This window comes from Streptomyces sp. NPDC001443 (assembly GCF_053597355.1).
The window spans coordinates 1-13,657 of sequence record NZ_JBSFIA010000037.1 but is presented as its reverse complement, the minus strand read 5'-3'; the positions used below and the strand labels follow the sequence as shown (position 1 = coordinate 13,657).

Here is a 13,657-nt window from a genome sequence, read left to right as displayed (position 1 = left end):
TCTCAGTCCACCGTCACGTAGTCGGGGCCGGAGTAGCGGCCGGTGGCCAGCTTCTGACGCTGCATCAGCAGGTCGTTCAGCAGCGAGGAGGCGCCGAAGCGGAACCAGTGGTTGTCCAGCCAGTCCGCGCCGACGGTCTCGTTGACCAGGACCAGGAACTTGATCGCGTCCTTGCTGGTGCGGATGCCGCCGGCCGGCTTCACGCCGACCTGGACGCCGGTCTGGGCGCGGAAGTCGCGCACCGCCTCCAGCATCAGCAGGGTGTTCGCGGGGGTCGCGTTGACGGCGACCTTGCCGGTCGAGGTCTTGATGAAGTCGGCCCCGGCCAGCATGCCGAGCCAGCTGGCGCGGCGGATGTTGTCGTACGTCGACAGCTCGCCGGTCTCGAAGATGACCTTGAGGCGGGCGCTCGTCCCGCAGGCCGCCTTCACGGCCGTGATCTCGTCGTACACCTTCATGTAGTCGCCCGCGAGGAACGCCCCGCGGTCGATGACCATGTCGATCTCGTCGGCGCCCGCGGCGACGGCGTCGGCCACGTCGGCCAGCTTCACGGCGAGGGCGGCACGGCCCGCCGGGAAGGCGGTGGCGACCGAGGCGACCTTCACGCCCGAGCCGGCCACGGCCGCCTTCGCGGCGGCCACCATGTCGGGGTAGACGCAGACGGCCGCGGTCGAGGGCGTCGAGGCGTCGGTCGGGTCGGGATGGACCGCCTTGGCGCCGAGCGCCCGGACCTTGCCGGGGGTGTCCGCGCCTTCCAGCGTCGTCAGGTCGACCATCGAGATGGCGAGGTCGATGGCGTACGCCTTCGCGGTGGTCTTGATGGAACGGGTGCCGAGCGAGGCGGCGCGCGCCTCCAGGCCGACCGCGTCGACGCCGGGCAGTCCGTGGAGGAAGCGGCGCAGCGTGCTGTCGGACGCGGTGACGTCAGCGAGGGCAGCGGGTGCAGAGGTGGGCATGGTCACCAGACGAGCATATCTACGCGCGTAGCGGCTGTACACCCCCGGAACGCCCTCCCGGGTGCGCCCGGCCCGCCGTGGGGCGGGCGGGACGCGTGAGGTGTGACGCATCCCGCGGGCCCGCGCACGGAAGTCTTCGCGGGCGTCGTGCAGAATCGGGGCCATGACGACCCCGGAGCACCAGTCACCAGCGCCGCAGCCCCCGGCACCCGAGTCCAGGGACCGCATCTACCGGTCGGCCTCGGGCCTGGCCGGCGGGGTGCTGCTGCTCGCGCTCGGCGGCTGGCTCGGTCTCGACGCGATCTTCACCGGGCACGGCAGCACGCCGTGGCTGGCACTCGCCGCGCTGATCCTCTTCGTGCCGCTGGTGGTCGCCTTCACCCTGCGGCCCGCCGTCTTCGCCAACGACGACCGGCTGCGCGTGCGCAATCCCTTCCGGGCCGTCGTGGTGCCCTGGGGCCAGGTCGCCTCGCTGCGCTCCGGTTACTCCAACGAGGTGATCACCGACGCCGGGGCCAAGTTCCAGCTCTGGGCGGTGCCGGTGTCGCTGCGCGCGCGCAAGCGGGCGCTGCGCACGCAGGCGCGGGTGGAGTCCGGCGGACGCCGGGGCGGGCTGTTCGGCGGCAGCGTGGCGGGCGGTCTGGGCGGCATGGACGCCACGGGCGGCGCGGCGCACGGCCCGGCGGCCGACCTGGGCCCGGCCCGTGCCGAGTCCGACAAGATCATGGACGATCTGCGCGAACTGCTGAAGGCGCGCGAGAAGGCCGCGGGCTCGCAGGGCGAGGTGACCGCGCGCTGGGCGTACGAGATCATCGTGCCGCTGCTGGCCGGCGCGGTGCTGCTGGCGGTGCTGCTCGCGGTCACGTGAGCCGGGAGTGAGCGAGCCGGGGGTGCCCGGCGGCGAGTCCGGGTGGCCGGCGGCCGAGCCCTGCCGGGGCCGTCCGTAAGGGGCTGGTGGAACCCCGGGCGCCTCGGTCATGATCTTCCTCTGCCGCACCTCGAGCTGCCCGTGCGGTCCGACTGACGGGGAACGATGAAGACCGATGACCGGCGGGTGCTGCCCGCCACCGCGATACCCGACGGCTGCCCTTCCTGGGACACCGAGGACGCGCGCCGCTGGACGCGGGCGCTGGCGCCGGGGTGGGTGCCGGCGCGCCGGGCCGGGCTGCCGGTCGTCAGGCTGGTGCTGGCACTGGGCGTACTGGCAGCCGTGGGTCTGACCGCGGCGGGTCTGCCTCCGCTCCTCGCGGCGCTGATCGGGCTTCAACTGGTCTGGCTGCCGCTGCGGCCCGAGATCGTCGCGGTGTCGGCGCCGGTCATGGTCCTGGTCGCGGTGGTCCAGCGTCCCGAGCCGGTGCTCGCCGTGCTCGCCGGGACGTTCCTGCTGGCGGTGGGCTGCGGGACGGCCGCCGCGCTGCGGCTGAGGGCGCGGACCCGGCAGCGGGAGGCGGCGCTGGCCGCGACCGGCGGTGCGACCGCTGTGCTGCCGGGTGCGCGGGAGCCTCTCGAGCGCGGTGGGGCCCTCTCCGGGCTCGGGACCCTGCTGATCCTGATCGGTGCCCCGCTGGCCGCGACCGCCGGGATGTGGAACTCGGCGGAGGACCGCCGGTGGGCGGTCTTGTCCGGCTTCTTCGTGGCCGGGCTGGGCGTCACCGCGACGCTCTCCGGGAACCTGGGCCGACGGCGGGCCGCCGCGCTGCGGGCCGTGCCGGCGCCTGTGCTGCGGGTGCTGGTGCGCGAGGCCGGCGGGTTCTTCTCCCCCCGCACGGAGGTGTTCGCGGCGGACGACGGGGCGGCGCTGCGGCCGCTGTTCACCGTCACCACGACCGGCCTGGAGAGCGACGAGGGCGACAACGGCGACCGGGACGACAAGCGTGACAAGGCCGACGGCAAGGACCGCGACGCCGACGAGGCGGAGCTGGACGACTTCCTCGACCGGCTCGACGACGAGCGGCCCGAGCCGCTGCGGGAAGCGGTCCTGTACGGGGTGCCGTACGACGGCGCCGAGGTCGTGCTGGTCAGCGCCGCTCCGAAGCCGGACGACCCGCCGGTGGCGGCACGGTCGACCGGCCCCGTACGGCCACTGTCGGCGCGCGGCGCGCGGCGTCGCCTCGCGAGGGAGAGACGGACGGCGGCCCGGACCGCGGCGCAGGAGGAGGAGCATCGCGACCTGGTGGCGGCCGCGAGCCTGACGAAAGCGGTGCCGATACGGCGCTGGCGTGCGGGCGTGCTGGACCGGCTGTCCGCGTTCCTGCTGGTGCAGTGGGGCGTCTGGGTGTGCTGGGGGGCGTTCACCGGCTTCGACGACGTCAGTGTCGTGCAGCGGATCTTCGTCGTCGCCGCGGGCCTGTTCGGCGCGGCCCGCGTCCCGGTGAAGCTGTGCTGGCGCGTCACCGCCGACCGCACCGGCCTCTGGCTGAACGGTCTGCGCGGGACCACCCACATTCCGTGGGACGACCTCGGTTCGGTCCGCCGGAAGGCTTTCGAGCTGAAGCTGCGCTGGCGCGGCGGCGGCTCCTGGTACGTCTCCGCGCCCCGCTGGGCCTGGTACCAGCGCAGACGTGGCCTGACCCACCCGTACGACGCACTGGTCGCCGAGCTCACCGCGATGCGCAACGACCCGGCGCTGCGCCCCACCGGCGACAGCGCGGAGCGCGAGCGGGGGCGTCCCCTGTGGCCGCTGGCCGCACTGTTCGCCCTGCTGTGGCTGACGGCCGTGACCGTCAGCTGGGTGTGGCTCTGAAGCCCTGACGGGTGGCCCCGGGTGCTGCCCGGGGCCACCCGTGCGGCCCGGGTCAGATCCCGGCGGCCGCCGACAGGTCGCGCTTGATCGCCGCCAGCAGTTCGGCGGCCCGGGCGCGGGCCGCCGGGAGGCCGGCGCGGTCGCCCACGGGGACGACGACCTCCAGGTAGCACTTCAGTTTGGGCTCGGTGCCGCTGGGCCGGACGATGACGCGCGCGCCGTCGAGGGTGTAGCGCAGGCCGTCCGTGGGCGGCAGCCGGTCGGTGCCCCGGGTGAGGTCCTCCGCCGCGGTCACCGGCAGCCCGGCGAGTTCGGCCGGCGGCCGCTCGCGCAGCCGTCGCATCGCGTCGGCGATGACCGAGAGGTCCTCCACCCGCACCGAGAGCTGGTCGGTGGCGTGCAGCCCGTGCTCGACGGCGAGGTCGTCCAGCAGGTCGAGCAGGGTGCGGCCCTGCTCCTTGAGCTCGGAGGCCAGTTCCGTGACGAGGAGCGCGGCGGTGATGCCGTCCTTGTCGCGTACGCCCTCGGGGTCGACGCAGTAGCCGAGGGCCTCCTCGTAGCCGTAGCGCAGACCGTCCACGCGGGCGATCCACTTGAAGCCGGTGAGGGTCTCCTCGTACGGCAGACCCGCCTTGTCGGCGATCCGGCCGAGGAGCGAGGAGGAGACGATGGACTCGGCGAAGGTGCCGGTGACCCCGCGCCGCACGAGGTGGGCGGCGAGCAGCGAGCCGACCTCGTCGCCGCGGAGCATGCGCCAGGCGCCGTCCTCCGCGACGGCGACGGCGCAGCGGTCGGCGTCGGGGTCGTTGGCGATGATCAGGTCGGGGGCGCTCGCGCGGGCCTGCGCGAAGGCCAGGTCCATCGCGCCGGGCTCTTCCGGGTTGGGGAAGGCGACGGTCGGGAAGTCCGGGTCGGGCTCGGCCTGCTCGGCGACCAGGACCGGGGCCGGGAAGCCCGCGCGGGCGAAGGCCGCGAGCAGGACGTCCTTGCCGACACCGTGCATCGCCGTGTAGACGGTGCGGGCGGTGCGCGGGGAGCCGGCCGACAGGACGGCGTCCGTACGGGCCAGATAGGCGTCCAGGACGCCCTCGTCGAGGGTCTCCCAGCCCTGGTCCGGGCGGGGGACGTCGGCGAGCGCCGCGATCGCGTCGATCTCGGCGGCGATCTCCGCGTCGGCGGGCGGGACGATCTGGGAGCCGTCGCCGAGGTAGACCTTGTAGCCGTTGTCGCGGGGCGGGTTGTGGCTGGCCGTCACCTCGACGCCGGCCACCGCGCCCAGGTGCCTTATGGCGAAGGCGAGGACGGGCGTGGGCAGCGGGCGGGGCAGCACGGCGGCGCGCAGGCCCGCGCCGGTCATCACGGCAGCGGTGTCGCGGGCGAAGTCGGCGGACTTGTGGCGGGCGTCGTAGCCGATCACGACGAGGCCGCCGGAGCCGCCGTTCTTGTTCAGGTACGCGGCGAGACCGGCGGCGGCGCGGATGACGACCGAGCGGTTCATGCGCATCGGGCCGGCGCCCAGTTCGCCGCGCAGGCCCGCGGTGCCGAACTGGAGGGTGCCGCCGAAGCGTGCGGCGAGCTCGGCGTGGTCTCCCGCGTCGATGAGCTTGGCGAGTTCCGCGCGGGTGTCCGCGTCGGGGTCCTCGGCCAGCCATGACGTGGCCCGTGCGATGAGATCGTCTTGCACGTTCGGTCCAACCTCTCGTTCTTGTGCGTGCGCCGCGCTGCGCGCGCGTGCGTGTGGGGCGTGCGGACGGACCCGCGTACGGCGGTGCCTGCGGGTGGACCCCGTACGTCCCGCCGTCCCCGTGTGTCCCGCCGACCCCGTACGTCCCTCCCCGGAGGCTCTGCCCCCGGGGTCCGTTCCCCGAACCCCGGAGGTGTCGGCGCCGGGCCGGTCCAGGCCCTACAGGCGGTCCAGCACCTGCGCCAGCAGGGAGCCCATCCGGGTCGCGCTGTCGCGGCCGGCCTGGAGGACCTCCTCGTGGTTGAGGGGCTCGCCCGTCATGCCCGCCGCGAGGTTGGTGACCAGCGAGATGCCCAGCACCTCGGCACCCGCCTCGCGCGCGGCGATGGCCTCGAGGACCGTCGACATGCCGACCAGGTCCGCGCCGATGACGCGGGCCATGCGGATCTCGGCCGGGGTCTCGTAGTGCGGGCCGGGGAACTGCGCGTAGACGCCCTCCTCCAGGCTGGCGTCGATCTCCTTGCACAGGGCGCGCAGGCGCGGCGAGTACAGGTCGGTGAGGTCCACGAAGTTCGCGCCCACGATCGGCGAGGTCGCCGTCAGGTTGAGGTGGTCGCTGATCAGGACCGGCTGCCCGGGGCGCATGCCCTCGCGCAGACCGCCGCAGCCGTTGGTCAGCACCACGGTCTTGCAGCCCGCGGCGACCGCGGTGCGCACGCCGTGCGCGACGGAGGCGACGCCGCGGCCCTCGTAGTAGTGGGTGCGGCCCAGGAAGACGAGCGCGCGCTTCTCGCCGATGCGGTACGAGCGGATCGTGCCGCCGTGCCCGGCGACCGCCGGCGGCGGGAACCCGGGCAGCTCGGTGACCGGGAGCTCGGCCTCGGGAGTGCCGAGGGCGTCCACGGCCGGTGCCCAGCCGGAGCCCATCACGAGGGCGACGTCGTGGGTCTCGGCGCCCGTCAGCTCGCGCAGGCGCGCGGCGGCGGCGTCGGCGGCCGCGTAGGGGTCGCCCTGGATGTCGTCCGGAAGAAGAGATGCGTTCACGCGACGAGGGTAGCCGGTTTGGGCCTACGCGCGTAGATGACAGTGCTCACGGGATGGCGATCGTTGTCTTGTCGTTTCCAACGAAGCGCCGTTCGGGCCGATCCCACGAGGACGGTCCGCGATCGGCTCGGCGGGGCCGCCGAGGACGGTCCGCGGCCGGCTCAGCAGGGCCGCTTGCGCAGTTCCATCACGTAGTCGTGGGGCGCGCCCGCCGATTCCGCGGCGTCGGCGACCTCGCCCAGGTAGCGGGCGGAGGGCAGTCCGCCCTCGTAACCGTTGAGCACGTACGTCCACGCCGACTCCTGACCGTCCAGGGTGTGCACGCGGACCCGCAGGCGACGGTAGATGCCGAGGCCGACGCCCTCCCAGCGGTCCAGCGACTCCTCGTCCATCGGGGCGATGTCGTACAGCGCCACGAAGACCTGCGCGCCGGGGTCCTCGACGACCGTGGCCAGCGCGCCGTCCCAGCCGAGCTGCTCGCCGCCGAACGTCAGCCGCCAGCCGTTCAGCCAGCCCGTCGCGCGCAGCGGCGAGTGCGGGGCGCGGCGGGACATCAGCCGCGCGTCGAGGTTGCCGGCGTACGCGGTGTAGAGCGACATGGGTCGAAGAGTACGGCAGCCGTCGCGCGTGTCACCGCCGTCCCGGTCGACTCTTCCGGAACCCGGTCCGGCCCCCGGGCGATAGCACCTCGACGCGTGCGGGACAATGGAGTACGTGACTCGGATCGTGATCATCGGTGGTGGACCCGGCGGCTACGAAGCTGCGCTGGTGGCGGCGCAGCTCGGCGCGGAGGTGACCGTCGTCGACTGCGACGGTCTGGGCGGAGCGTCGGTGCTGACCGACTGCGTGCCGTCGAAGACCCTTATCGCCACGGCCGAGGTGATGACCACCTTCGACTCGTCGTACGAAGAGCTGGGCATCATCGTCGCCGACGACACCCCGCACATCGAGCAGGCCGCCCGCGTCGTCGGCGTGGACCTCGGCAAGGTCAACCGACGGGTGAAGCGCCTCGCGCTCGCCCAGTCGCACGACATCACCGCCTCCGTGACCCGGGCCGGCGCGCGCGTCATGCGCGGGCGCGGCCGGCTGGAGGGGATGCAGGCCCTCGACGGCTCGCGCAAGGTCGTCGTGGCGGCCGCCGACGGCACCGAGGAGACCCTCGTCGCCGACGCCGTCCTCATCGCCACCGGCGGTCACCCGCGTGAGGTGCCGGACGCCCTGCCCGACGGCGAGCGCATCCTCAACTGGACCCAGGTGTACGACCTCGACGAGCTCCCCGAGGAGCTCATCGTGGTCGGCTCGGGTGTCACCGGCGCCGAGTTCGCCGGTGCCTACCAGGCGCTCGGCTCCAAGGTGACCCTGGTCTCGTCCCGCGACCGCGTGCTGCCCGGCGAGGACCCGGACGCCGCCGCCGTCCTGGAGGACGTCTTCCGCCGCCGCGGCATGAACGTGATGGCCCGCTCCCGCGCCGAGTCCGCCAAGCGGGTCGGCGACCGGGTCGAGGTCACCCTCTCCGACGGCCGCGTCATCACCGGCTCGCACTGCCTGATGGCCGTCGGCGCCATCCCCAACAGCGCCGGGCTCGGCCTGGAGGAGGCGGGCGTCAGGCTGCGCGACTCCGGTCACATCTGGACCGACAAGGTCTCCCGCACCACGGCCCCCGGCGTGTACGCGGCCGGTGACGTGACCGGCGTCTTCGCCCTCGCCTCCGTCGCCGCGATGCAGGGCCGTATCGCCATGTACCACTTCCTCGGCGACGCGGTGGCCCCGCTCAACCTCAAGACGGTCTCCTCGAACGTCTTCACCGACCCCGAGATCGCCACCGTCGGCTACTCCCAGGCGGACGTCGACGCGGGCAAGATCGACGCCCGGGTGGTGAAGCTGCCGCTGCTGCGCAACCCGCGCGCCAAGATGCAGGGCATCCGGGACGGCTTCGTGAAGATCTTCTGCCGTCCGGGCACGGGCATCGTCGTGGGCGGTGTGGTCGTGGCGCCCCGCGCCTCGGAACTGATCCACCCCATCTCGATCGCCGTCGACAACAATCTGACGGTCGAACAGATCGCGAACGCGTTCACCGTGTACCCCTCTCTTTCGGGGTCGATCGCGGAAGTGGCCCGGCAGCTGCACACCCGGAAGGCGACGGGCGAGGGCTGACGGCCGGAAGTGACTCCCCGCTGGTCACGGGGAGTTGTCGACCATTCGTGCGGCATAGTCGGGGCGACTAGGTCCTATACCACTTCGCCCTTCACCGTGCGAACAACTTCTGTTATTCGGCGCAAACAGCTGAAACCAGACGGTCGTTGGGGTTACTGTCAGTTTCGTGTTCGCTGCAGAACGTCGCCAATTGATCCTCGAAATGGTGCGAGCGAACGGGGCCGTGTCGCTCCGTGAGCTCGCCCGCGTCGTCCAGACCTCCGAAGTGACCGTACGGCGGGACGTGCGCGCACTGGAGGCAGAAGGACTCCTCGACCGCCGGCACGGCGGTGCGGTACTGCCGGGCGGGTTCACGCGGGAGTCCGGCTTTCCGCAGAAGTCTCATCTCGCGACCGCCGAGAAGACGGCCATCGCCGACCTCGCCGCCAACTTCGTCGAAGAGGGCGAGGCCATCGTGGTCGGGGCGGGAACCACCACCCAGGAGCTGGCCCGCCGGCTCGCCCGCGTACCCGGGCTGACCGTCGTCACCAACTCCCTCCTGGTCGCCCAGGCGCTGGCCCATGCCAACCGGGTGGAGGTCGTGATGACCGGCGGTACCCTGCGCGGTTCCAACTACGCCCTGGTCGGCAGCGGTGCCGAGCAGTCCCTCCAGGGGCTGCGGGTCTCGCGGGCCTTCCTCTCCGGCAGCGGTCTGACCGCCGAGCGCGGGCTGTCCACGTCCAACATGCTGTCGGCCTCCGTCGACCGGGCGCTGGTCCAGGCCGCCGCGGAGGTCGTCGTCCTCGCCGACCACACCAAACTCGGTGCGGACACCATGTTCCAGACCGTGCCCACCGATCTGATCACCCGTCTGATCACCGACGAGCCGCCCGCCCACGACGACCGGGCCGCCACCGAACTCCAGGCCCTCGCCGACCAGGGGGTGCAGATCGCCGTGGCCGGGGCGGCGGGGAGCCCGGGGGGTGACGCCGTCCCGGCGCGCCAGCAGCGTCGGGACGTACCCCTCCCCGCCCCTCGTCGCGGCCAGGTCCCGGGCGTGGGCCCCGGCCTGCGGAGCGCCGCGGTCCTGAACGACCAGTCGCCGGGCGCGGAACGGGCGCGCGTGGCGGACCTGCGCCGCCGCTGACCGCCGAAGCCCGCCCGACGGCGGGCGGACGCGCGTGGAAGCGCGCCCTTCGACACCTCTGCACGGTACGCGGGGAAACGGAACGCCCCGCGGACCGGCTGCTGCGGTCCGCGGGGCGTTTCGAGGTACGCCGGTGTGGGTGCCGGTGTCAGTCCTTGATCTCGCAGATGGCCGCGCCCGAGGTGACGGAGGCGCCGACCTCGAAGTTCAGGCCCTTCACGGTGCCCGAACGGTGGGCGTTGAGGGGCTGCTCCATCTTCATCGCCTCGAGGACGACGATCAGGTCGCCCTCCTTGACCTCCTGGCCCTCCTCGACGGCCACCTTGACGATGGTGCCCTGCATCGGGGAGGCGAGGGTGTCGCCGGACGCGACCGGGCCGGACTTCTTCGCGGCACGGCGCTTGGGCTTGGCGCCGGCGGCGAGACCGGTGCGGGCCAGCGACATGCCGAGCGAGACGGGGAGCGAGACCTCCAGACGCTTGCCGCCGACCTCGACGACGACCGTCTCGCGGCCCGCCTCCTCGTCCGCCTCGGCGTCGGCCGGGGCGGCGAACGGCTTGATCTCGTTGACGAACTCGGTCTCGATCCAGCGGGTGTGGACCGTGAACGGCGCGTCGGAGCCGGTGAGCTCGGGAGCGAACGCGGGGTCCTCGACGACCGCGCGGTGGAAGGGGATGGCGGTGGCCATGCCCTCGACCTTGAACTCCGCCAGCGCACGGGCGGCCCGCTGAAGGGCCTGCTCGCGGGTGGCGCCGGTGACGATCAGCTTGGCCAGCAGGGAGTCCCAGGCCGGGCCGATGACGCTGCCGGACTCCACGCCCGCGTCCAGGCGCACGCCCGGTCCGCTCGGCGCGTCGAAGGCGGTGACGGTGCCCGGGGCGGGCAGGAAGCCGCGGCCCGGGTCCTCGCCGTTGATCCGGAACTCGAAGGAGTGGCCGCGCAGGGCGGGGTCGTCGTAGCCGAGGGCCTCGCCGTCCGCGATGCGGAACATCTCGCGCACCAGGTCGATGCCGGCGACCTCCTCGGTCACCGGGTGCTCGACCTGGAGCCGGGTGTTGACCTCCAGGAAGGAGATCGTGCCGTCGGCGCCGACGAGGAACTCCACGGTGCCCGCGCCGACGTAGCCGGCCTCCTTCAGGATCGCCTTCGAGGAGCTGTACAGCTCGGCGACCTGGGCCTCGGACAGGAACGGGGCCGGCGCCTCCTCGACCAGCTTCTGGTGGCGTCGCTGGAGCGAGCAGTCACGGGTGGAGACGACGACCACGTTGCCGTGGGTGTCGGCCAGGCACTGGGTCTCCACGTGACGGGGCTTGTCGAGGTAGCGCTCGACGAAGCACTCACCGCGGCCGAAGGCCGCGACGGCCTCACGCACGGCGGAGTCGTACAGCTCCGGGACCTCTTCCAGGGTCCGGGCGACCTTCAGACCGCGTCCGCCACCGCCGAAGGCGGCCTTGATCGCGATCGGCAGCCCGTGCTCCTCGGCGAACGCGACGACCTCGTCGGCGCCGGAGACCGGGTCGGGGGTGCCGGCCACCAGCGGGGCACCGGCGCGCTGGGCGATGTGCCGGGCGGCGACCTTGTCACCCAGGTCGCGGATCGCCTGCGGGGGCGGACCGATCCAGATCAGGCCCGCGTCCAGGACGGCCTGGGCGAACTCGGCGTTCTCCGAGAGGAAGCCGTAGCCGGGGTGGATGGCGTCCGCGCCGGACTCACGGGCGGCGTTCAGCACCTTTTCGATGTCCAGGTAGCTGGTCGCCGGGGTGTCACCGCCCAGGGCGAACGCCTCATCCGCGGCACGGACATGCAGAGCGTCCCGGTCCGGGTCGGCGTAGACGGCCACGCTCCCGATCCCGGCGTCCCGGCAGGCCCGGGCAACGCGAACAGCGATTTCGCCACGGTTGGCGATGAGCACTTTGCGCACGATTGAGGCTCCCTCCTTGAAACAAGCCGAGTTTAGGGACTGCCGACACGCCACTTCGACCCATCCCCAGTGGTGAGCTTGCCCACACGGAGCGTGATGCGAGACGCGCCCGACCCATGAAATCCCTTGTCGCACCTCGGTACGCAGGACTCCTTGCGGAAACCCTAGCCCTCCGGTGTGGGCAAGGTCTCTGTGAGAGCGTGCTGCGGCCCACTCGGTTTCTTTGTGGAGTCCCTACGAATGGCCCAACGATTCTTTGCCCTCCCCCGAACCCTTGTCCCTGGGTTTACCCGTTAGTAGCGTTCGCGATGTCCCAAACGTACTTGGGGTAACGGCAGATCTGCTCGAACGGCAGTCGAAAGTGGGTGGGGGCCGGTGCTGCGAAGACCGGTGGCATGGTTGTTGGCGGTCGTGCTCTTCATGGAGGCGTTCGGGATCGCGGCCCTCAACTGGTTCCTGGGGGTCGCTGCGGACCGCCAGAACATCATGGTGGGGGGACTGGACCTGGGGGCGATGTCGACGGCGACGAAGATCGGCGGGATCGTCTTCGGGCTGTACTTCGCGTCCTGCGGCGTGGCCGCGCTGCTTGTCGGCGTGCGCAACCGGCCGCCCGCCGGCCTCGGACGGATCCTGCTGATCAGCGCGGCGGTGGTGCACGGCCTGCTGGGTGCCGTCGCCTGGGCGCTGCTCGGCCGGAACGTCTTCGCGTTCATGGTCGTCGTACTCGCGTTGATCGTGCTGCTGCTGATGACGTACGACCGTCAGGAAGGGCCCGTGGCGGCCGCGTCCGGCGACTCCGGCCACCCGGCGGGCCCCGGCACCCCCGAAGGCTCCGACGTCCCGGAGGGCCCCGCGGATCCGCAGGACCTGGGAGACGGCGAGCAGCCGCAGGACTCCCGCAAGCCCGACCTGCACAAGCCTCAGGAGACTCCCGAGGCCCAGGAGACCCACGAGGTCCCGGAGTCTCAAGAGCCCCAGGAATCGCAGGAGTCCCGGGAACCCCGGGAGTCCGAGGACGGTTCCCCCGTCACGGCCTCGCCGACCGTGTCCGGCGCGTCCTGATCAGCCCTCCCGGGGCGTCCACAACTCCGTGATGCCGACGCCCAGCTCGGCCAGCAGCCGTCGTACCAGGGGCAGGCTGATGCCGATCACGTTGCCGTGGTCGCCGTCGATGCCCTCGATGAACGGGGCCGAGCGGCCGTCGAGGGTGAACGCCCCCGCGACGTGCAGGGGTTCACCCGAGTCGACGTACGCGGCGATCTCCGCGTCGGTGGGCTCGCCGAAGCGGACCACGGTGGAGGCGACGCCCGACACGTACCGCTTGGCCGTCGTGTCCCAGACGCAGTGGCCGGTCTGCAGGGTGCCGGCCCGGCCGCGCATGGACTTCCAGCGGGCGGTGGCCTCCTCGGCGTCGGCGGGCTTGCCGAGCGCCTGCCCGTCCAGGTCGAGCACGGAGTCGCAGCCGATCACCAGCGCGCCCTGGACGTCCGGGCGGGCCGCCACGACGGAGGCCTTGGCCTCGGCGAGGGCCAGGGCCAGCTCGGCGGGGGTGGGCGCGGTGACGGCGTCCTCGTCGACACCGCTCACCAGTACCTCGGGGGCGAGTCCGGCCTGCCGCAGCAGCCCGAGCCGGGCGGGGGACTGGGAGGCGAGGACGAGTCGGCGGCGCGGCTGATCAGTCATGCGGCCAGCGTATCGGCGGCCCCGCCAGGACTCACCTCAGACCGATCAGGATCATCGCGACGACCATGGCCAGCGCCATGAGAACGCCCAGCCGCCGCAACATGAACTGCATCTCGCGCAGTTCCTCCGGCGGCTCGTTCTCGGGGTCGGACCACAGCATGGGTACGAGCGTGCGGCGGTCCGGCGCGCGGCGCCTGAGTACGCGTACTCAACTTGTCCGCGACTCGCTGCGCATCCGTGACCCGCCGTGAAGACGACGGCCACCACCGGGGGAGCCGGTGGTGGCCGGAGACAAAAAGGAAAAACAAAATACATAAATCAAAAAAATTATAACGTAATGAATTAT

The 13,657-nt window shown here is 72.5% G+C and carries 12 protein-coding genes; 5 read left to right on the top strand and 7 right to left on the bottom strand.

Annotation, left to right across the window (positions count from 1 at the left end; all coding sequences use genetic code 11):
- Nucleotides 1-2 precede the first annotated feature (2 nt).
- Nucleotides 3-956 (bottom strand): deoxyribose-phosphate aldolase, encoded by a 954-nt coding sequence (deoC, locus tag ACWC24_RS31160; RefSeq protein WP_450666309.1) that lies wholly within the window; start codon nt 954-956, stop codon nt 3-5.
- 163 nt (nt 957-1,119) lie between these two features.
- Here deoC and ACWC24_RS31155 point away from each other — a divergent pair, with 163 nt between their 5' ends.
- The gene (locus ACWC24_RS31155) at nt 1,120-1,824 is read left to right on the top strand and encodes a PH domain-containing protein (protein ID WP_450666232.1); all 705 of its coding nucleotides are present in this window, start codon (nt 1,120-1,122) and stop codon (nt 1,822-1,824) included.
- A gap of 165 nt (nt 1,825-1,989) precedes the next feature.
- Nucleotides 1,990-3,699 (top strand): hypothetical protein, encoded by a 1,710-nt coding sequence (locus tag ACWC24_RS31150; RefSeq protein ID WP_450666231.1) that lies wholly within the window; start codon nt 1,990-1,992, stop codon nt 3,697-3,699.
- A gap of 52 nt (nt 3,700-3,751) precedes the next feature.
- On the opposite strand, the gene ACWC24_RS31145 is transcribed toward ACWC24_RS31150, so the two are convergent.
- The 3 genes from ACWC24_RS31145 to ACWC24_RS31135 all read right to left on the bottom strand — a co-directional run bounded on the left by ACWC24_RS31145 (nt 3,752) and on the right by ACWC24_RS31135 (nt 7,026).
- Nucleotides 3,752-5,383: a phospho-sugar mutase gene (locus ACWC24_RS31145; protein ID WP_450666230.1), complete on the bottom strand. Its 1,632-nt coding sequence runs from the start codon at nt 5,381-5,383 to the stop codon at nt 3,752-3,754.
- Between the two features lie 219 nt (nt 5,384-5,602).
- The gene (locus tag ACWC24_RS31140) at nt 5,603-6,427 is read right to left on the bottom strand and encodes a purine-nucleoside phosphorylase (protein WP_450666229.1); all 825 of its coding nucleotides are present in this window, start codon (nt 6,425-6,427) and stop codon (nt 5,603-5,605) included.
- Between the two features lie 161 nt (nt 6,428-6,588).
- On the bottom strand, nt 6,589-7,026 hold the full coding sequence (locus ACWC24_RS31135; RefSeq protein ID WP_450666228.1) for a gamma-glutamylcyclotransferase: 438 nt from the start codon (nt 7,024-7,026) through the stop codon (nt 6,589-6,591).
- Nucleotides 7,027-7,132: 106 nt separating this feature from the next.
- Between ACWC24_RS31135 and ACWC24_RS31130 the strand changes: the two genes are divergently transcribed.
- Together ACWC24_RS31130 and ACWC24_RS31125 are read left to right on the top strand one after the other, a co-directional pair.
- Nucleotides 7,133-8,581 (top strand): NAD(P)H-quinone dehydrogenase, encoded by a 1,449-nt coding sequence (locus tag ACWC24_RS31130; RefSeq protein ID WP_450666227.1) that lies wholly within the window; start codon nt 7,133-7,135, stop codon nt 8,579-8,581.
- A 166-nt stretch (nt 8,582-8,747) separates the two neighbouring features.
- Nucleotides 8,748-9,707, top strand: a complete 960-nt coding sequence (locus tag ACWC24_RS31125) for a DeoR/GlpR family DNA-binding transcription regulator (RefSeq protein WP_450666226.1) — start codon at nt 8,748-8,750, stop codon at nt 9,705-9,707.
- A 148-nt stretch (nt 9,708-9,855) separates the two neighbouring features.
- Here the strand turns inward: ACWC24_RS31125 and ACWC24_RS31120 are convergent, their stop codons facing one another.
- On the bottom strand, nt 9,856-11,628 hold the full coding sequence (locus ACWC24_RS31120; RefSeq protein WP_450666225.1) for an acetyl/propionyl/methylcrotonyl-CoA carboxylase subunit alpha: 1,773 nt from the start codon (nt 11,626-11,628) through the stop codon (nt 9,856-9,858).
- A 375-nt stretch (nt 11,629-12,003) separates the two neighbouring features.
- Between ACWC24_RS31120 and ACWC24_RS31115 the strand changes: the two genes are divergently transcribed.
- Nucleotides 12,004-12,690: a hypothetical protein gene (locus tag ACWC24_RS31115; RefSeq protein WP_450666224.1), complete on the top strand. Its 687-nt coding sequence runs from the start codon at nt 12,004-12,006 to the stop codon at nt 12,688-12,690.
- Here ACWC24_RS31115 and ACWC24_RS31110 read toward each other — a convergent pair whose 3' ends face one another.
- Both ACWC24_RS31110 and mmpB read right to left on the bottom strand, forming a co-directional pair.
- Complete coding sequence (locus ACWC24_RS31110) at nt 12,691-13,311, bottom strand: Maf family protein (protein ID WP_450666223.1); 621 nt, start codon at nt 13,309-13,311, stop codon at nt 12,691-12,693. It lies immediately after the preceding gene.
- 31 nt (nt 13,312-13,342) lie between these two features.
- Nucleotides 13,343-13,471, bottom strand: coding sequence for a morphogenic membrane protein MmpB (gene mmpB, locus ACWC24_RS31105; protein ID WP_450666222.1), 129 nt, complete (start codon nt 13,469-13,471; stop codon nt 13,343-13,345).
- Nucleotides 13,472-13,657 lie beyond the last annotated feature (186 nt).

Coding starts and splice junctions, on each gene's coding strand:
- deoC (WP_450666309.1), bottom strand. CDS start 956: ATGCCCACCTCTGCACCCGCTGCCCTCGCTGACGTCACCGCGTCCGAC.
- ACWC24_RS31155 (WP_450666232.1), top strand. CDS start 1,120: ATGACGACCCCGGAGCACCAGTCACCAGCGCCGCAGCCCCCGGCACCC.
- ACWC24_RS31150 (WP_450666231.1), top strand. CDS start 1,990: ATGAAGACCGATGACCGGCGGGTGCTGCCCGCCACCGCGATACCCGAC.
- ACWC24_RS31135 (WP_450666228.1), bottom strand. CDS start 7,026: ATGTCGCTCTACACCGCGTACGCCGGCAACCTCGACGCGCGGCTGATG.
- ACWC24_RS31130 (WP_450666227.1), top strand. CDS start 7,133: ATGGAGTACGTGACTCGGATCGTGATCATCGGTGGTGGACCCGGCGGC.
- ACWC24_RS31110 (WP_450666223.1), bottom strand. CDS start 13,311: ATGACTGATCAGCCGCGCCGCCGACTCGTCCTCGCCTCCCAGTCCCCC.
- mmpB (WP_450666222.1), bottom strand. CDS start 13,471: ATGCTGTGGTCCGACCCCGAGAACGAGCCGCCGGAGGAACTGCGCGAG.